The sequence below is a fragment of the Pseudomonas sp. Lb2C2 genome (genome assembly GCF_052112205.1).
Lineage (GTDB): Bacteria > Pseudomonadota > Gammaproteobacteria > Pseudomonadales > Pseudomonadaceae > Aquipseudomonas > Aquipseudomonas kilonensis.
The window spans coordinates 133816-151633 of sequence record NZ_JAUTYW010000011.1; the positions used below are offsets into that span (position 1 = coordinate 133816).

The following is a 17818-nucleotide window of genomic DNA, read 5'->3' on the forward strand; positions in this document are numbered from 1 at the left end:
CCTCCTGGGATGGAGGCCTTTTTTGTGGCCACAAATCTGCGGCGCGAAGGAGATCAATGTGGGAGCGAGCTTGCTCGCGATAGCAGTGTGTCAGCCAGCACATTACTGGATGACCTGACGCCATCGCGAGCAAGCTCGCTCCCACAAGGGATATTTAGGTACGCATCCCGCGCCCGCTGACCAGCAACCGCGCGCAACCGAGGTAAAGCACCACGGTCGCCACCAGCATGAAGGTAATCGCGATGCTGATCTTGATGTCCGATACCCCGAGGATGCCGTAGCGAAAGGCGTTGACCATGTGCAGCACCGGGTTGGCCAGGGACACGGTCTGCCAGAACGGCGGCAGCAACGAGATTGAGTAGAACACCCCGCCCAGGTAGGTCAGCGGCGTGAGCACGAATGTCGGGATGATGGAGATGTCATCGAAGTTGCGCGCAAACACAGCATTGATGAAACCCAGCAGCGAAAAGATCGTGGCCGTGAGCACCACCACCAATACCGTCACCCCGAGGTGATGCACCTGCAAATCGGTAAAGAACAACGACAGCAGGGTCACGATCAGGCCCACCGCCAGGCCGCGCAGCACACCGCCCAGGGTGTAACCGATGAGGATCGTATGGGGCGACACCGGCGAGACCATCAGCTCTTCGATCGAGCGCTGGAATTTGCTACCGAAGAAGCTCGACACCACATTGCCGTAGGAGTTGGTGATCACCGACATCATGATCAGCCCCGGTACGATGTAGTCCATGTACGTGAAGCCGCCCATGTCGCCGATTTGTCGGCCGATCAGGTTACCGAAGATCACGAAGTACAAGACCATGGTGATGGCCGGTGGCAGCAGCGTCTGCGGCCATATCCGCATGAAGCGCCGGACTTCACGGTAAACGATGGTATTGAGGGCGATGAGGTTGGGGCGCAGTTCGGAACTCATGCTCATACCGCCACCTTCGCCAGATTTTTCTCCACCAGGGACACAAACAACTCCTCGAGGCGATTGGTTTTGTTGCGCAGGCTCTGCACTTCAATGTTTTGCAGGGCCAGTTGGGCGAACAGCCCGGTGATACCCACGGCTTTGTCCACCTGGACTTCCAGGGTGTGGCTGTCCACCAGGCGGGCCGGATAGCCGATGAGCTGCGGGACCACTTGCAGATCATTTTTCAGATCCAGCAGGAAGGTTTCCACATGCAGTTGGCTGAGCAACTGGCGCATGCTGGTGTTCTCGACGATGGTGCCGTGGTCGATGATGCCGATGTTGCGGCACAACTGCTCAGCCTCTTCCAGGTAATGAGTGGTGAGGATGATGGTGATGCCTTTCTGGTTCAGCTCGGTCAGGAAACTCCACATCGAACGACGCAGTTCGATGTCCACGCCGGCAGTCGGCTCGTCGAGGATCAGCAGGCGCGGCTCATGCACCAGCGCGCGAGCAATCATCAGTCGCCGCTTCATGCCGCCGGACAATGAACGGGACGGCACGTCGCGCTTGTCCCACAGGCCCAGTTGGGTCAGGTACTGCTCGGCGCGTTCATTGGCGATCTTCGGCGGGATGCCGTAGTAACCGGCCTGGGTCACGACGATGTCGAAGGTCTTTTCGAACTGGTTGAAGTTGAATTCCTGGGGCACCACACCGATGCAACGCTTGAGAGCGGCGGGCTCGCGGTCCAGGTCATGACCGAAGATGTTCACCGTGCCGCTGGTCTTGTTCACCAGCGTGGAAAGAATACCAATGGTGGTGGATTTGCCGGCACCGTTAGGGCCGAGCAAGGCGAAGAAATCACCTTCGGTGACGTCCAGATCGATACCACTCAAGGCCTGGAAACCGTTGCCGTAGGTTTTGGTTAGCTGCCGGATGGACAGAGCGGAACTCATATCGGATTACGCACCAAGAAGGGAGGGAGGAAAAGAATAGATAAGGGCGGGCGGCGAGCAATACAACCACAGCGCACGAAGGCAATGGTGCTTGGCGTCGCCGCACAAGTACAGTCAAGTGTGTCGATAGTAAGTATTAAGTCAACGCGGTCATGACGGCCTTGCGGTAGGCCGCACGCTGCTGCAACCGCGCGTACCAGGCCTGCACAGCGGGCAGCTCGGCGCGCTGGATGGGCATCTCGAACCAGGCATAAATGAAACTGCCCAAGGGAATGTCGCCCATGCCGATTTCATCACCCGACAGGTAGGGCTGTTCACTCAAGGTCTGCTCGACCATCGCCAGCAAGTCGTCGCACTCCTTGATCGCTGCGTTGATGGCCGCCCAGTCCTGTTGCTCGGCCGGGGTGCGCAAGACGCCCCAGAACACGGTGCGAAACGGTGCGGCAAAACTGGACGTGGTCCAGTCCATCCACTTTTCAGCCTGGGCCCGTGCCTGTATGTCTGCGGGATACCAGGCCGAACCCGACGCATGACGAGCAGCCAGGTAACGCACGATGGTGTTGGATTCCCAGAGCACGAAGCCGTCGTCCTCGATCATCGGGACTCGGCCATTGGGGTTTTTCGCACGGTACTCGGGCGTGTCCACCACACCGAATGCCCCGCCCGCATCAATGGCCTCGTAGGCCAGCCCCAACTCTTCTGCGCACCACAACGCCTTGCGCACATTCGATGAATTTTTCCGGCCCCATATCTTCAGCATCACGGCGTCCTCGATGGATAAATGCCGCAGCAGCATACGCCGGATCAGGCACGACTCAAATCGCCCTGCATGTCGCCGAGCAAGAGTGGCACCTGCTCGCCGAACAGGTGCGGGTAGCATTTCTCCAGGTGTTCGAAGAAGAACGCCTCGGGTACATCGGCGAACGGGCCGTGGTCGGTGATGTACTCCATCAGCTTCGCCCCTTGCCGATTGAACGGATGGAAAACGCTGTCGTGGCGACCGTCGAATTCCAGCGGGGCCACGTCGAACAACTCGCACAGCCCTTGGTTGAATGCCGGCGTGGCCTTGACCCAGCGGTCGTTCAGGTACAGCTCGGTATAACCGTGCATGGCGAACACGTCGCTCTTGAGCAATTCCAGCAGGCGCGGCGTAGACAGGTGATTGCGCACATCCGCCAGGCCGATGCGCGCCGGGATGCCGCAATGCCGAGCGCAGCCGGCCAGCAAGGTAGCCTTGGGCACGCAGTAACTTTCGCCTGCGGCCAGCGCGTAGCTGCCGCGCAGGGTCGCCGGGTCGCGACTGAAGGTATAGGGGTTGTAGCGCACCGCCTCGCGCACGGCGTAATACAGGCTGATCGCTTGCACCAGGGGGTCGCGGTCGGCACCGCGGTGGCTTTCGGTGAAGTCGATGACCGCGGGGTGATCGCTGTCGATGAACGGGCCGGGGTTCAGGTATTGCTGCATAAAATGAAGACCTCTGGAGAAACATCACCGCTTGCCTCGAGTTTATCCACAGCCCCCGGCCAGCGATAACGGCATTCCGGCCAAACAATGGCGTTTTCTCACCTTGTTAACGAACGATTTCCCACGGCTGTTGCCAACCAGACTGGCGCAATGCACCCAGGGTTTCCCACGAAATCAATCACATCGCGCTGACTGCCGGTTTTGCAGATGCCGTCTAAGCTCTGAAGGTCGGTTTTGCCTTGGTTCACGGAGGATTACATATGCTGTTGTTGTGGATACTGGTTCTGGTCGTCGGTAAAGCCTGGCTGGCGCATCGGCGCACCGCTCCGTTGCCCGCGCTGGGCATCATCGCGGCCTACCTGCTAGCCATGAACCTGTTCAGCCCCGCTCCCGGGTGGCTGATGTTGATCTTCTGGGTAGCACTCGCCGCCGTCGCGGCCCCGCTGCTGCTACCGGACCTGCGCCGTCGGTATTTCAGTGCGCCGATGTTCGACTGGTTCCAGAAAACCCTGCCGCCCATGTCCGAGACCGAGCGCGACGCCATCGATGCCGGCACGGTGTGGTGGGACGGCGAACTGTTCAGCGGCCGCCCGGATTGGGACTTGCTGCTGGCCTACCCCAAGGTGCAACTGACCGAGGAAGAGCAGGCGTTCCTCGACGGCCCCACCGAAGCCCTTTGCGCAATGGTCAGCGACTGGCAGATCGGCCAGGCCATGGACCTGCCGCCTGAAGCCTGGGCCCATATCAAGGAGCACGGGTTCTTCGCGCTGATCATTCCCAAGGAATACGGCGGCAAGGGGTTCTCCGCCTATGCCCACTCCCAGGTGGCGATGAAACTGGCCACGCGCAGCGGCGACCTGGCCTCCACCGTGATGGTCCCCAACTCCCTAGGCCCGGCGGAACTGTTGCTGCACTATGGCACCGACGAACAACGCGACCATTACCTGCCGCGACTGGCCCGTGGTGACGACATTCCCTGCTTCGCCCTGACCGGGCCGCTGGCCGGCTCCGACGCCGGGGCGATGCCCGACACCGGCATCATCTGCAAGGGTGAATGGGAAGGCCAGGAAACATTGGGCCTGCGCCTGAACTGGGAAAAACGCTACATCACCCTTGGCCCGGTGGCCACCCTCCTCGGCCTGGCCTTCAAGGCGTATGACCCCGACCACTTGCTGGGTGACGAAGAAGACCTGGGCATCAGCCTCGCCTTGATTCCCACCGACACCCCGGGCGTGCAGATCGGCCGCCGTCACCTGCCCCTCGGCGCCGCGTTCATGAACGGGCCGAACTGGGGCAAGGACGTGTTCATTCCACTGGAGTTCCTCATTGGCGGCCAGGACATGCTCGGCAAGGGCTGGATGATGCTGATGAACTGCCTGTCGGTCGGGCGCTCGATTTCCCTGCCGGCAGTGGGCACCGGTGCCGCGAAGTTCACCAGCCTGGTAACGGGCCAATACGCCCAGGTGCGCGAGCAATTCAATGTACCGTTATCGGCGTTCGAAGGTATCCAGGAAGCCATGGCGCGCATCGGTGGCAACGCCTGGATGATGGATGCTGCACGCATGCTGACCGCCAACGCGGTGGATCTGGGGGAAAAGCCTTCGGTGCTGTCGGCCATTCTCAAGTACCACCTGACCGAACGCGGCCGCGAGTGCATCAGCCACGCCATGGACGTGCATGGCGGCAAGGGCATCATCATGGGCCCGAACAATTACCTGGGTCGCAGCTGGCAAGGTGCGCCGATCTTCATCACGGTCGAAGGCGCGAACATCCTGTCGCGCAACCTGATGATCTTTGGCCAGGGCGCCATTCGCTGCCATCCGTTCGTGCTCAAGGAAATGGCCCTGGCAAGCCGTGAAGACAAGGACCAGGCGCTGGTCGAGTTCGACGCCTTGTTGCTCAAGCACATTGGTTTTGCCGTGAGTAACGCCGCCAGCACCCTGGTGCTCAACCTGGGCCTGGGGCATTTCGAGAAGGCCCCCGGCAATGCCTTGAGCCAGGGATATTTCCGCGCCCTCAACCGGCAGGCAGCGGCATTCGCCCTGCTGGCGGATCTGAGCATGATGCTGCTGGGGGGTGAACTCAAACGCCGGGAACGCTTGTCGGCCCGCCTGGGCGACGTCTTGAGCAACCTGTACCTGGCGTCTGCCGCGCTCAAGCGCTATCACGACCTGGACTCGCCGGACCACATGAAGCCGCTGTTCACCTGGGCCATGGAGGAAAGCCTGGGCCAGTCGGAGCGTGCGCTGGATGAACTGCTGAGCAATTTCCCGAACCGGGTGCTGGGTTGCCTGTTGCGCGTGGTGGTGTTCCCCTTCGGTCGTCGTCACAAGGGCCCGAGCGACAAACTCGACGCCGAGGTCGCTGCGGTCATTGGCCGGTCCAAGGGTGACCCGACCCTCGAAGAGCTGCTGCAGGGCTGCTATCGCCCGCAATCGACCGAAGATCCGGTGGGCGCCCTGCAACACGCCGCCGACCTGCTGGCCGCCGCCCATCCGCTGCACAAGAAACTGCACGGGGCGCTCAAGCAGGGTCAGCTCAACCCGGCGCCTGGTGAGCCCCTCATCGACGCGGCCCTGGAAGCGGGTGTGCTGCAAGCCGGTGAAGCGCAGACCTTGCGCGCGGCCGAGGCGGCGCGGCGCAAGGTGATCGATGTGGATGATTTCGCTAAGGACGAGCTGACGCTGGCGCAGGACAAGGTCCGTTGATCGTGACGGCCAGGTACGCTCGTCACCTATAGCTCTTCACCTATAAAAGCGGACGCAAGGGCTTTATACTCCTGCGCCCGTTTTGCTCTTGAGGACTTATCTCGTGTCCAACATCGTTGCCGATCACCTTGTCTTGCTTGACCACTTGCGCAGCATTCTGGTCGCCGTGGGTGAAGCCGAACAGGTGCCCGAAGAAAGCCACGCCTTGTTCCTGGAGCGCTTCGACGAGTTGCGCGCGCAACTGCCCGTCGACCCGATCGAAAGCCAGTACCTGGGCCAGGACCTCCTCTGCCAGGTGATCGTCCGTTATCCACAGATCGCCCACCTGGTGCCTCGCGACCTGCTCTGGTACTTCGCCGGCGACTGCCTGCACTACATGCCCGACGAAGAAATCGCCCTGTACCAGGCCCTGGAGGAGCGTCGTTTCGAAGCCGAGCAAAACGACGAGCCTTTCGACTGGAACCAGGAAAAGCAATTGCTGGCGATGTCGGAGCAGGACAGCAAGCACTGATTGCGATCCGTCATGCAAAGGCCCGCACGGTTAACCCGGCGGGCTTTTTTTTGCCTAGCCAACGTGTGTTGCCTGGACGGGCCTCATCGCGAGCAAGCTCGCTCCCACAGAAGCCGCAGCTCACCATCGCCTCCCTGTGGGAGCGAGCTTGCTCGCGATGGGGCCGGTCAAAACAACCCATCACTCTCCGGCAACTCATGACCCGTCGCGACCTTGCTGGGGCCACTCCCGCCGGCCACCGTGCCCAAGGTCGGCTCCTTCTCCAGGCACGCCACCAGATAATCAATGAACACCCGCAGCTTGGGCGGCAGGTAGCGGGTCGGTGAATGCAGCAACCACAAGCCACCGTGGTAGGAAGCCAGGAACGTCCAGTCGGCCAATACCTGCACGATCAAGCCCTGCTCCAAGGCATGGCGGGCGGTGAAGTACGGCAGGCTGCCAATGCCAATGTGCTGCAAGACGGCCCCCAACCGCACCCCCGTGTGATTGGCCGCGTAGCGCCCGTGCACGCCGACGGTGACGGACTTGCTGCCTTTCTTGAATTTCCAGCGAGCATCGTTCGGGGTTGCTCCCAGGTAAATGCAGCTGTGTTCCAGCAAGTCATGAGGATGCGTGGGCGTACCGTGTTCAGCCAGGTACTGCGGCGTGGCGCAGAGCAGGTGATCAATGGTCAACAGCTGACGCCCCACCAGCCCTACCGGAGGTTGATCGGTAATCCGGATGGCCAGGTCGACATGATCGTCGATCAGGTCAACCTGCCGATCCTCCAGAAACAATTCCACATCGACCTTCGGATAACGACGCAAGAATTCGGGCATGTGCGGATGAATCACGAAACGCCCCACCGCCTTGGGCACGCTGACGCGGATGCGGCCTTCAGCCTCCTGAGTGAACTGCCCACTGATTTCCATCACCGACCGAGCGGCGGCGACCATTTCCTGACAGCGTTTGAACACCTCCTCCCCACCATCGCTCAAACGCAACTTGCGGGTGGTGCGTTGCAGCAAGCGAGTCGCCAGGGCTTTCTCCAGGCGAGAAATACTGCGGCTGATGGCCGACGGGGATGAGCCTGACTGGCGGGCCGCCTCGGAGAAGCTGCCGGTCTCCACGACCTTGACGAAGATGGCCATTTCGGCCAGCAACGGCAACGGTAGATTTGTGCTCATGGCGCAACAGTCCTTTGAAATTTGAACGGATTATCACCCTTTTACGCCCTCCCTATAATCCCGTCACAATTTCTGATGTGGATATGGCACATGACGCTTCGCCTCTTTTTCCATAGCGATGACCTCAAGGCCAACGTGGAAGTCCTGGATTGCAGCCCCCGGGAACATGAATTTGCCGTGGTGCTGCACGCCACCCTGTTCCACCCCCAGGGTGGCGGGCAACCCTGCGACACCGGATGGATCGGTGAAAGCCAAGTGCTGCGCGTGGTCCAGGATGGGCCACAAATCGTTCATTACGTCGACTGCCCGGTGGCCTTGGGCATGGCTGAGATCAACGTGGAGGCGCAGCGCCGACAGTTGAATGCGCGCCTGCACTCGGCTGGGCACCTGATCGGCCATTTCGCCGAGACCCGTGGCTGGACGCCGATCAAGGCCCATCATTGGCCCGGCGAAAGCCGCGTGCAGTTCCAGCCAGGGGAAAATCCTCAGGAACTGGACATCTCGATGATTCAGCAAGGCATCGACGAATGGATTGCCGATGACCTGCCGCGCCTGATCACGTTGCGCGAAGGCCTGCGCGAAGTCGGTTTCGGTGAACTGACCGCCTATGGCTGTGGCGGCACCCACGTGCAGCGCCTGCAGGAACTGGGAACAGTCACCATCGCCTCGCTTTCGCAAAAGAAAGGAACACTGTCAGTGCACTACCACGTGGCCTGATATCCGCCAGCCCCTGCGACCAGCAATGGCTCGCAGGCCCCGCCTCCCCCAGACAAAGCTGATCCTGCGAATCCCCCCTTCACAACACAAAAAGTCATATTATTGACGGCGTCTTGCGCGAATTTTCCCTTCCGTCACTTTTTAGTCATTTTTTTGATTCCAGGCGTGGCGCTTTGCCATGCTTGAACTACCGTCAAACAGAAGCAAGGACGGGGTCGGTAAAACGCTCCTGAAGCGACCTGATCGACACCGTCACTGCCTTCGAAAATCCCGGAGATCCCGGGTACCGAAACGTTGTTTGCGAGCAGCCTGTCGTTCAGTCAGGCCGGTGAAACGCGCCCGTTTGCTTATAGCGACGAGGCCTGAAACCGGCATCAATGAACGGTCAGGCGAGATGGAAAGGGGCAGCCCGGGCCTCTTAAGTGATCCGAGGCAAATAGTTAAGCCTAGGGATGGTCTCTTCATCGAGGATCACTTCATGACCCAGCGCACTGCACCCGTTTTAAAACATTTCATTCATGGCCTGTTCTGGATGGGTCTTGGCTTGGAGGCGGCCCAGGCCGCAGCGGCAAATTGTTCGCAACTGGACAATTTGCCGGCGACCTTCGAGGTCGGCCAAGGGCACCAGAGCGAACTGCGCATCCTCGCCCCCGTGACGAAGTTGGCGGTCGGCGATCCGAAAATTGCCGATGTGCAGCCCAGTGGCAGCGATGCCTTCATCCTCACAGGCCTGGCGCCCGGCGCCACCAGCCTGATGGTCTGGACCGACTGTTCGAAGATACCGCGCCAGAGCATGGTCTTTGTCAAAGGCCGGGCCACCGAGGCGCTGACCAGCGCTGCGAGCATCCCTTCCGAAGACCCGATGCTGCTCGCCCAGGTGCAGACCGACATTCGTTTCGTTGAGGTCAGCCGGACCAAACTCAAGGAAGCCTCGACGTCGATTTTCGGCAGCCGTGGCAACTTCCTGTTCGGTTCGCCGAGGACCTTGCCCACCATCGGCGGAGTTGTCCGGCCTTCGTTGCCGGCCAACAACGACATGTTCAACCTGTCTTTCGCCACCGGCCAAACCCTGTTGATGATCAACGCGTTGGAAGGCAGTGGTTTCGCCTATACCCTGGCGCGGCCAAGCCTGGTGGCCCTCAGCGGGCAGAGCGCAAGCTTCCTGGCCGGCGGCGAAGTACCGATCCCGGTACCCAGCGCAGGCAGCGACAACGTGTCCATCGAGTACAAGGAATTCGGTATTCGCCTGACTCTGACCCCCACCGTCATCGGCAAGAACCGCATCGTGCTGAAGGTGGCACCGGAAGTCAGTGAGCTGGATTTCACCAACGCGGTGAACATCGCCGGGACACTGGTGCCAGCACTCACAGTGCGCCGTACCGATACCAGCATCGCCCTGGCCGATGGCGAAAGCTTTGTCATCAGTGGCCTGATCAGCACCCGCAACAGCTCACAGGTGAACAAGTTTCCGGGGCTGGGCGATGTGCCGATCCTTGGTGCGTTCTTTCGCGACAACGCCATCAACCGCGAAGAGCGCGAGCTGCTGATGATCGTCACCCCGCACCTGGTCCAACCGTTGGCTGCCGACGCGCAACTGCCAACATTGCCGGGTGAGCAACTGCGCAATTACGACCCGAATTTCTACCGCATGTACTTCCTCGAAAGTGGCGAGTTCGACAACCGCAGCGGGCTTTCCAAATGAGCCGGCGACTGATGTGCAAGGCATCCACTCTCCAACGGGTTGCCAAGGGGCATTCAATGAAAACAGTGATCGCATTAGCGGCAACCTTGATGCTCGCCGGTTGTGCCAGCAATGGCGTGGTGGCTTCACGCTCGGCCGATTGCGCCAAGCCAGGATCCGACCAGGAGTTGGCCCTGAACATGGCTGAAGACATGGCCAACGAGGGCCGTTTGTACGCCAGCCTGGCAAACCTCGAACGCTTGCCCGAGGACTTGGTCCAGGTCCGCCTGCGCAAGGCCCGGGTGCTGCGCCTGATGGGGCGCAACGAGGCTGCACCGTTGTACCAAAGCCTGCTCGGGACATGCCTGGCCGCTGATGGCGAACATGGCCTTGGCCAGTTGGCGGTCGCCAAAAATGACAATGCGGCCGCTACGAAATACCTCGAACGCGCAGCAAAAATGGCCCCGACCGACGGCAAGATCCGCAATGACCTGGGGGTTGTCTACCTCAATCAACGACGCATTTCAGAAGCCCGCTTCGAGTTCATGACCGCCATGGAGCTCCAGCAGTCAGACACGCTGGCCGCGCTCAACATGGTGACCCTGCTGATCTACCAGGACAACTGGAAGCAGGCCGCCGAGCTCGCCAACATGGCCAAGCTGAGCCCCCAGCAAGTGGCAGATGCCCAGGCCCGTGCGGAAAAGATCAGGGGCTCGGCCCCTCAGGCAGTGACGTCACCCCCCAACCGCCTGACCGAAGTTGTCGATGCTTCAACCGGCGCGGTCAAGTAGAGCGTTACGAGGAGTCCAGAAAATGATGACCAAACAATTGATGATCGTGTGCATGGTGGGCCTGTCCAGCAGCGCCTGGGCCATTGAGCCTGGCCCCTCTTCGCCAGCACAGCAAGGCACCGAGAGCTGGATGCAACTGCAGATTCGCGGCGTGGTGGCCTCCACCAACCTGCAAACCGCCTCGTCCGCCGAACGCGAGATGGCCATGCAGCGTTGGCTCAACAGCTTCAACTACCCGATCCCGGAATTCTTTGACCAGGACTCGGCAGGAGAAATCACCAGCAGCAAATGAAGCATGCTGGAAACGAAAAGACCGCAGCCCTCGACAGCGCCTACATTTGATCCGATGTAGGAACTGCCGGGGGCTGCGGTCTTTTGGCTGACCGCCGGAAGAACCTGGGGGAACAAGCTTGCTCGCGATAGTGGTCTGACAGTCCACACCTTCATTGACTGTCACACCGCTATCGCGAGCAGGCTCGCTCCCACAATGGTGCAGAGCAGCCGCAAAAAGCCGGGGCCGCTGCGCAGCCCAGCGGGAGCAAGCTCCCTCGCCACAGGTGCGGTGTGTTGGCTGGAGTGATCAGTCGGTGGGCGCCGGAAAAACCTGTGGGAGCGAGCCTGCTCGCGATAGTGGTCTGACAGTCCACACCTTCATTGACTGTCGAACCGCTATCGCGAGCAAGCTTTGCTCCCACAGATCTGATGGGGTGTACGACCGGGAGAGCCAGGTCGGCTGTCAGGCCGCCTCGCGAGCAAGCTTTGCTCCCACATATCTGATGGTTCCCACAGATCTGATGAGGTGTACAACCGGGAGAGCCAGGTCGGCTACTAGGCCGCCTCGCGAGCAAGCTTTGCTCCCACATATCTGATGGTTCCCACAGATCTGATGGGGTGTACGACCGGGAGAGCCAGGTCGGCTACTAGGCCGCCTCGCGGTGGACGTTGATCTCGGCGCCCCGTTAACCACGATGGCCGAACGCAGGCATTGCGCAGTGGGCAACCCGGCATGGATGCCGGGTTAGCCGCGCTGGGCCATGGATGGCCCTTCGCGGCGGCCCACGGAGCAATGCCTTCGTTCGGGCATGCCGAGCCTAAGCGAGGCACCGAGTGGTGGGGCAGAAGCGCTTTGGTTACTTTCGCGCTTTTCGAAAGTGACCCGCTGTAAGAGCGGAACCATAAGTGGCCGTTACCGCAGCAACGGATATGTACTCGATCAACAAAACCCTGGCCGGCTGTCAGGCCGCCATCGCGAGCAAGCTCGCTCCCACAATGGGACTGTGGTGAACATAAGACCACCGATCTACATATTCCCAAAGGCCCTGAACACACCGATCATGGCCGGACCAATAGCGACCAGGAAGAAGCTCGGCCACAGGCAGAAAATCAGCGGAAAGATCAGCTTGGTGCCAATCTTGGCCCCCATTTCTTCCGCGGCCTGGGTACGCCGGTCGCGGAACTCATCGGCGTAGATCCGCAGGGTATCGGCCACGCTGGTGCCGAATCGGATACTTTGCGCCAGCAGGCTGACCAGGCCCTGGATATCCTCCAGGCCAGTACGCACGGCCAGTTGCTTGAGGGCCTCGGTGCTGGTGATACCCGCCCGGATCTGCGCATTGACCAGCGCCAGTTCCTCGGCCAGTTCGACCTGGCTGACCGACATCTCTTCAGCCACCCGTTCAATCGTCGTAGGCAGGGCCAGGCCCGACTCGACGCAAACCACCATCAGGTCCAGCGCATCCGGGAACGCGGCGCGCAGCCGGCCTTGGCGTGCCTGCTTGCGCTTGCCGACGTAGATCGCCGGCAGCAACCAACCGATGCCCGCCACGAGGGTCACCCCCAGCAAGCCGATGGCCACTGAAACCTTGACCATCGGCAACAGCAACAACGCAACGCCGACCAGCAACAGCGGCAGCATCAGGCGCACGGCCCAATACATCTGCACCGCCGAGGCAGAGCGGTAACCGGCGTGGGTCAGTAAGGTCTGGGTGGCCGACGCGTGGGCCTGGTCGGTCGAGGCAAAGCGCTGGCCGACCCGCTCCAGCAAGAGCTGCAGATTACCGGGTGCCTCCTGCCCTGCGGTGTTGCCAGCGTAACCGCGCTTGATCAGCGCCAGGCGCCGCTGCACCGGATCCTGCAGGCCCAACATCAACAGCAGGAGCGCGACGGCCGCCAACACTGCACTGAGGCCAATCGCGGCGATGAACAACAGGCGGGCCAGTTCTTCGTTGCCGGTAAACCGACTCAACAATCCGAGCAAAAAGTCCATGACTGATACCTCTCGGCGCGACAGCGCTTAAACCTGGATCCGGATGATCTTTTTTATCCAGAAAATCCCGATCAACATGGCGCAGAACGCGCCGATGATCAGCTTGTGCCCTATGGGGTCATTGATCAGCACCGGCATGTAGCTGGGGCTGGTGAGCACGATGGCGATCGCCAGCACGAACGGGATCGCCACCAGCACCCAGGCCGACATGCGCCCTTCGGCCGACAGCGTCCGAATCTTGCGCTGGAAACGAAAACGCCCACGAATCAAGCGGCTCAGGCGCTCCAGCACTTCGGTCAGGTTGCCGCCAGTCTCGCGGTGGATGAGGATCGAGGTCACGAGCATCATCACCGTCATGCTCGGCATGCGCTCCAGCAGGCCGAGCATGGCCCGGCGCACATCGTTGCCATAGTTGATGTCGGAAAACGTCATGCCGAATTCCTGGGCGACCGGCCCCTTGTGCTCTTCGGCGACCAGACGCAGGGTTTCGTTGAACGGATGGCCGGCGCGCAGGGCCCGGCACATGGCGTCCAGCGCATCCGGCAAACCCTCCTCGAACGCAGCGAAACGCTTGTTGCGGTCACGCAGGATTTTCAACACCGGTACCCAGGTCACCGCGAATGCCGCCAGCAGCGCCATCCACCAGACGGGCGAGACCATCAGCACCAAGGCTCCCGCCGCCGCCCCCAGGGCCAGACCGAGCAGCATGACCCGATAAGCCCGGTATTCATGCCCGGCCTGCTCGATCAGTTGGGTCAGGTTGGCCATGAATGGCAGCTGTTCCAGGCGCGCTTCCAGTGGGGACAGGCGCGTCAGGTATTTCTGCCGCAACACGGTCTGCATGTTGGGCAAGTGGTTGGCTTTCTCCAGTACATGCAGGCGCCCGCGAATGCGCTTGCGCATCCTGCCGGCCTCACCGAACACCGGCACCACCACGCCCTGGGACAGCAGGAATACGGCGATGAACACCATGCCAAGGAACATCAGGATGAATTCACTGGGGATATTGCTCATGACGTCCGGCCCTCCATCCACTCAGGGCGAAACAGAGTCAGCGGCAGTTCGATGCCGCGCTTGGCCAACACATCGCGGAAGGCCGGGATCATCCCGCTAGGCCGATAATCCCCAAGCACCTCGCCATGCTCGCCGATGCCCTGGCGCACGAAGGAGAAAATTTCGGTCATGGTGATGATCTCCCCTTCCATCCCATTGATCTCTTGCATGCTCACCACGCGTCGCTTGCCGTCTTCTTGACGCTCCAGTTGGATCACCACATCGATGGCCGAGGCAATTTGTTGACGCATGGCCTTGATCGGAAAAGTCGCCCCGGTCATCGACACCATGTTCTCGACTCGCCCCAACGCATCCCGTGCGGTGTTGGCGTGAATGGTGGTCAGCGAACCGTCGTGGCCGGTGTTCATCGCCGTGAGCATGTCCATCGCCTCGGCGCCACGCACCTCGCCAATGACAATGCGGTCCGGGCGCATCCGCAGGCTGTTGCGCACCAACTCCCGCTGGCTCACCTCGCCGCGCCCCTCGATGTTCGAAGGCCGGGTTTCCAGGCGTACCACGTGGGGCTGTTGCAGTTGCAGCTCGGCCGAATCCTCGATGGTGACGATGCGTTCGTTGTGGGGAATGAAACTGGACAGCACATTGAGCATGGTGGTCTTGCCGCTACCGGTCCCGCCGGAGATCAGCACGTTCAGGCGCCCGCGAACAATGGCCTTGAGCAGCAAGGCAATGGCCGGGGTCATGGTGCCGACCTGGATCAGGCTGTCGGTGTTGAGCAGGTCCACGGCGAAGCGCCGGATCGACATGCTCGGACCGTCGATGGCCAGCGGTGGAATGATCGCGTTGACCCGCGAACCGTCCTTGAGCCGGGCGTCCACCAAGGGCGAGGACTCGTCGATACGCCGCCCGAGGCTCGAAACGATGCGGTCGATGATGTTCAGCAAATGCTGGTCGTCGCGAAAACGCACGTCGGTGCGTTGCAACTTGCCGAAGCGTTCGACGTAGACCGAGGCAAAGCCGTTGACAAGGATGTCGGACACGCTATGGTCGGCCAACAACGGTTCCAGCGGCCCGAGGCCGAGCACTTCATCGGTGATCTGCTTGATGATCAATTGCCGGCTGGCCGTACTCACCGGTGCCGAATGCTCCTCGAGCAGGCGCTGGCAGATATCGCGTATCTGCCGAGTGGCCTCGACGTGTTCGAGGGCATCGAGCAACGACAGGTCCATGACCTTGAGCAGTTGCTGGTAGATCTTCTCCCGCCATTCGGCCTCCACCGGCGTGACCTGGCTGCGGGTTTCGTAAAGCACGTCCGGGATGGCCTGCTCCCAGGCCATCAACGCGTCTGTCGGGTCCGGCAGGCCGTCCTCGGGCTGGGTGCCCGCTGAGGCGGCGGATTTGGCGGGTTGTTTGCGCAAGCGGTTACGAAAGTCGCTGATCATGGGTCATCCCCCGAAAAAACGGTTGAAGGCACGTTTAAGCAGGCCCTTGTCTGTGGCCATCTGGTGACCGACCAGGTCTTCGGTCAAATCGCGCAGGGCGGCGGTGATTGCCGCCTTCGGCGCATGCAGCCCCAACGGCACGCCAGTGTTCTGACTCTGGCTGACCAGGTTGAAGTCATTGGGCAATTTCGACAGGTTCGCGCAACGCAGGGCCTCGCCGATGTCCTTGAGACTGACAGCAGCGTTTTTGTCATAGCGGTTGATCACGATCTGCAATTGATCCCCGCGCACGCCCAGGTCTTCGCGCAGGATCCGCACCAGGGCGCTGGCGTCACGCAGGTGGCTGACGCTCTGTTGCACCACCACGTACACCCGGTCCACCTGTTCCAGCACCGAGCCGGTGAGGTGATCGATCTGCCGCGGCAGGTCCACCACCACCCAGTCATAACTGGCGCGGGCCAGTTGCAACAGGGCGTCGAGCTGTTCGGGCTGGGCGTCCTGGGGCAGGCACAACTCGCCCGCCCGACCACCGAGCACATGCAGGGTCGGGCTGAAGTGGCTGCAAAAGCCCCGCAGCGCGACGCTGTCCATGTCGTCGACCTGTTGCAGTACTTCCAGATGACTGTGGGACTGCGCCACGTCCAGATAATGGGTCACGCTGCCAAATTGCAGGTCCATGTCCAGCAACAGCGTATTGCCTGCCCGGGCGCTGAGTTGCTGGGCCAGGTTGCACGCCACCAGGGTTCCGCCGGAACCACCCTTGGCGCTGATCACCGCGATCAGCTTCCCTTCGTTGCCGTTGCCGAGGCGGACTTCCGTCACCAGGCGATTCAGGGCCGCCACCAATTCTGTATCGGCGATGGGTTCGGGCAGCACGTCCCGGGCGCCGGCCTGCATCGCCAGGCGCATGCCTTCCTGCTCACCCAAAGGACCACACACCAGCATCGGCGGACGTTCATGGGCCGGACGTTGCAGCAAGGCTGACAACTCTTCGCGCCACAGGTGGCTGACGCGTAGCAGCAGCAGGTCGGGCATGCGGTCAAGCCCGTAGAGCGGGTCGACATGCCCGTTGCTGACCAGGCGCGTGCTGACCTCAAGGCCAGGCATGCGCTGGCAGACGCATTGCAGGTCGCGCAGGGACGTGGCATCGCGACTGCTGATCAGTATCCGCAGCCCGGCTCTGCCGGTAGTGGACGAAAGCGGAGTTTCCCTAGTGTTCAGCATGGTGTGATCTCCCCGGAATCGGAATGACGCCCAAGGCTTTCGCGTGGCAAGGTTGCCCTGAACGTGGGCAAGGTAATGGGCACGCCTAAGCCGGGAATGAACAGGTTGAAAACGAAGTTCTGCACGCTCAGCTGGACATAGCGGATGGCTCGAAAGCCGGTGGCGCCGGACGTGTCGGCGGGGTTCGCTACCACGGCGCCATTGACGTCCAGGTAGGTCAGCGCCAGGTTAGACGTCGCAAGGTTGCTGATCAGTTGACTGGTGCCGGCGTCCGTCGCGGCGTTGAAGATGGCCCGACGCAACACCACCGGGTCGCTGACATTGCACACCGCTGCCAGGCGCGCACCGCGCCGCGCGGCTTCATCCAGCGCATTGACCGTGAAGTACAGCCGGCCCATTTCCACCACGCCGAACAGCAGGATGAACACCAACAAGCCCACGAACGAGAACTCCACGATGTAGGTGCCGCGCATGTGTTTGTTATTCATCACAGCGCCCTCATGACGGTGGTTGCGACCAACTGGATGCCCAAGGGAATGGCATTGCCGAAAAATCCTGGAATCGACCCCGTGCAGCTACCCGCACCAATCACCGGGCAGAAGGTGTAGGTAATAGTGACGCGCACATGATCGATGCCCTCGGCGGCGACCTGCACGTTAGCCGTGGTCAACCCTGACACCACGGCCGTGCCGGTAGCACTGGGCACGCCATACACGGCAACGTTTTTTGTCTGGGTCAGCAGCGTGTTGTTCAACGTAATGCCGCCCAGGGTGGTGTTCCACGCCTGGCTGGCGAGGAAGCGGTCGGCATCGCGACTGGCCTGCAACAGCACGTTGTACTGGTAAAGCATGCGACCGAACTCGCCGAAGGCCAGCAGCAACAACAGCAGCAATGGCAGCACCAGGGTGAATTCCACCAGCGCCACGCCTTGCTGGGCTTGCGCTGGCTTGAAATGAGAAAGTCCCATG

Annotated in this window: 17 protein-coding genes; 6 read left to right on the plus strand and 11 right to left on the minus strand. The window is 61.3% G+C overall.

Features of this window, described 5'->3' with window-relative positions:
• Nucleotides 1-154 precede the first annotated feature (154 nt).
• From Q7F16_RS27995 to Q7F16_RS28010, 4 genes are all read right to left on the minus strand, one after another.
• Nucleotides 155-934 carry an ABC transporter permease gene (locus Q7F16_RS27995; protein WP_041476072.1) on the minus strand — a complete coding sequence of 260 codons (780 nt, stop codon included), beginning with the start codon at nucleotides 932-934 and terminating at the stop codon, nucleotides 155-157.
• Nucleotides 935-936: 2 nt separating this feature from the next.
• On the minus strand, nucleotides 937-1869 hold the full coding sequence (locus Q7F16_RS28000; protein ID WP_409557127.1) for an ABC transporter ATP-binding protein: 933 nt from the start codon (nucleotides 1867-1869) through the stop codon (nucleotides 937-939).
• A gap of 136 nt (nucleotides 1870-2005) precedes the next feature.
• Nucleotides 2006-2629: a glutathione S-transferase family protein gene (locus Q7F16_RS28005; RefSeq protein WP_046063741.1), complete on the minus strand. Its 624-nt coding sequence runs from the start codon at nucleotides 2627-2629 to the stop codon at nucleotides 2006-2008.
• A gap of 44 nt (nucleotides 2630-2673) precedes the next feature.
• On the minus strand, nucleotides 2674-3333 hold the full coding sequence (locus Q7F16_RS28010; protein WP_046063670.1) for a transglutaminase-like domain-containing protein: 660 nt from the start codon (nucleotides 3331-3333) through the stop codon (nucleotides 2674-2676).
• 260 nt (nucleotides 3334-3593) lie between these two features.
• Here Q7F16_RS28010 and Q7F16_RS28015 point away from each other — a divergent pair, with 260 nt between their 5' ends.
• Together Q7F16_RS28015 and Q7F16_RS28020 are read left to right on the plus strand one after the other, a co-directional pair.
• Entirely contained in the window at nucleotides 3594-6041 is a 2448-nt protein-coding gene (locus Q7F16_RS28015) for an acyl-CoA dehydrogenase (protein WP_409557128.1), read from the plus strand.
• Between the two features lie 103 nt (nucleotides 6042-6144).
• Nucleotides 6145-6552 (plus strand): PA2817 family protein, encoded by a 408-nt coding sequence (locus Q7F16_RS28020; protein ID WP_014339527.1) that lies wholly within the window; start codon nucleotides 6145-6147, stop codon nucleotides 6550-6552.
• Nucleotides 6553-6719: 167 nt separating this feature from the next.
• On the opposite strand, the gene Q7F16_RS28025 is transcribed toward Q7F16_RS28020, so the two are convergent.
• Nucleotides 6720-7718: a LysR family transcriptional regulator gene (locus Q7F16_RS28025; RefSeq protein ID WP_409557129.1), complete on the minus strand. Its 999-nt coding sequence runs from the start codon at nucleotides 7716-7718 to the stop codon at nucleotides 6720-6722.
• A gap of 90 nt (nucleotides 7719-7808) precedes the next feature.
• Here Q7F16_RS28025 and Q7F16_RS28030 point away from each other — a divergent pair, with 90 nt between their 5' ends.
• The 4 genes from Q7F16_RS28030 to Q7F16_RS28045 all read left to right on the plus strand — a co-directional run bounded on the left by Q7F16_RS28030 (nucleotide 7809) and on the right by Q7F16_RS28045 (nucleotide 11199).
• On the plus strand, nucleotides 7809-8435 hold the full coding sequence (locus Q7F16_RS28030) for a serine-tRNA(Ala) deacylase AlaX (RefSeq protein WP_046063668.1): 627 nt from the start codon (nucleotides 7809-7811) through the stop codon (nucleotides 8433-8435).
• 478 nt (nucleotides 8436-8913) lie between these two features.
• The gene (locus Q7F16_RS28035; RefSeq protein WP_079304863.1) at nucleotides 8914-10137 is read left to right on the plus strand and encodes a type II and III secretion system protein family protein; all 1224 of its coding nucleotides are present in this window, start codon (nucleotides 8914-8916) and stop codon (nucleotides 10135-10137) included.
• A gap of 56 nt (nucleotides 10138-10193) precedes the next feature.
• Entirely contained in the window at nucleotides 10194-10907 is a 714-nt protein-coding gene (locus tag Q7F16_RS28040; RefSeq protein WP_046063666.1) for a tetratricopeptide repeat protein, read from the plus strand.
• Between the two features lie 22 nt (nucleotides 10908-10929).
• Nucleotides 10930-11199, plus strand: coding sequence for a DUF3613 domain-containing protein (locus tag Q7F16_RS28045; RefSeq protein WP_014339532.1), 270 nt, complete (start codon nucleotides 10930-10932; stop codon nucleotides 11197-11199).
• 1008 nt (nucleotides 11200-12207) lie between these two features.
• Here the strand turns inward: Q7F16_RS28045 and Q7F16_RS28050 are convergent.
• The 6 genes from Q7F16_RS28050 to Q7F16_RS28075 are packed head-to-tail and all read right to left on the minus strand — an operon-like array spanning nucleotide 12208 to nucleotide 17817.
• Nucleotides 12208-13173 (minus strand): type II secretion system F family protein, encoded by a 966-nt coding sequence (locus tag Q7F16_RS28050; RefSeq protein ID WP_046063665.1) that lies wholly within the window; start codon nucleotides 13171-13173, stop codon nucleotides 12208-12210.
• Nucleotides 13174-13200: 27 nt separating this feature from the next.
• Nucleotides 13201-14187, minus strand: a complete 987-nt coding sequence (locus Q7F16_RS28055; RefSeq protein WP_046063664.1) for a type II secretion system F family protein — start codon at nucleotides 14185-14187, stop codon at nucleotides 13201-13203.
• Nucleotides 14184-15626 (minus strand): CpaF family protein, encoded by a 1443-nt coding sequence (locus Q7F16_RS28060; RefSeq protein WP_046063663.1) that lies wholly within the window; start codon nucleotides 15624-15626, stop codon nucleotides 14184-14186. Before Q7F16_RS28060 ends, Q7F16_RS28055 begins: the two co-directional genes overlap by 4 nt.
• Before the next feature lie 3 nt (nucleotides 15627-15629).
• Nucleotides 15630-16850, minus strand: a complete 1221-nt coding sequence (locus tag Q7F16_RS28065) for an AAA family ATPase (RefSeq protein ID WP_014339536.1) — start codon at nucleotides 16848-16850, stop codon at nucleotides 15630-15632.
• Nucleotides 16844-17338, minus strand: coding sequence for a TadE family protein (locus tag Q7F16_RS28070; RefSeq protein WP_046063662.1), 495 nt, complete (start codon nucleotides 17336-17338; stop codon nucleotides 16844-16846). The genes Q7F16_RS28065 and Q7F16_RS28070 overlap by 7 nt, the downstream gene beginning before the upstream one ends.
• Entirely contained in the window at nucleotides 17338-17817 is a 480-nt protein-coding gene (locus tag Q7F16_RS28075) for a TadE/TadG family type IV pilus assembly protein (protein WP_409556051.1), read from the minus strand. The genes Q7F16_RS28070 and Q7F16_RS28075 overlap by 1 nt, the downstream gene beginning before the upstream one ends.
• Between the last annotated feature and the right edge of the window lies 1 nt (nucleotide 17818).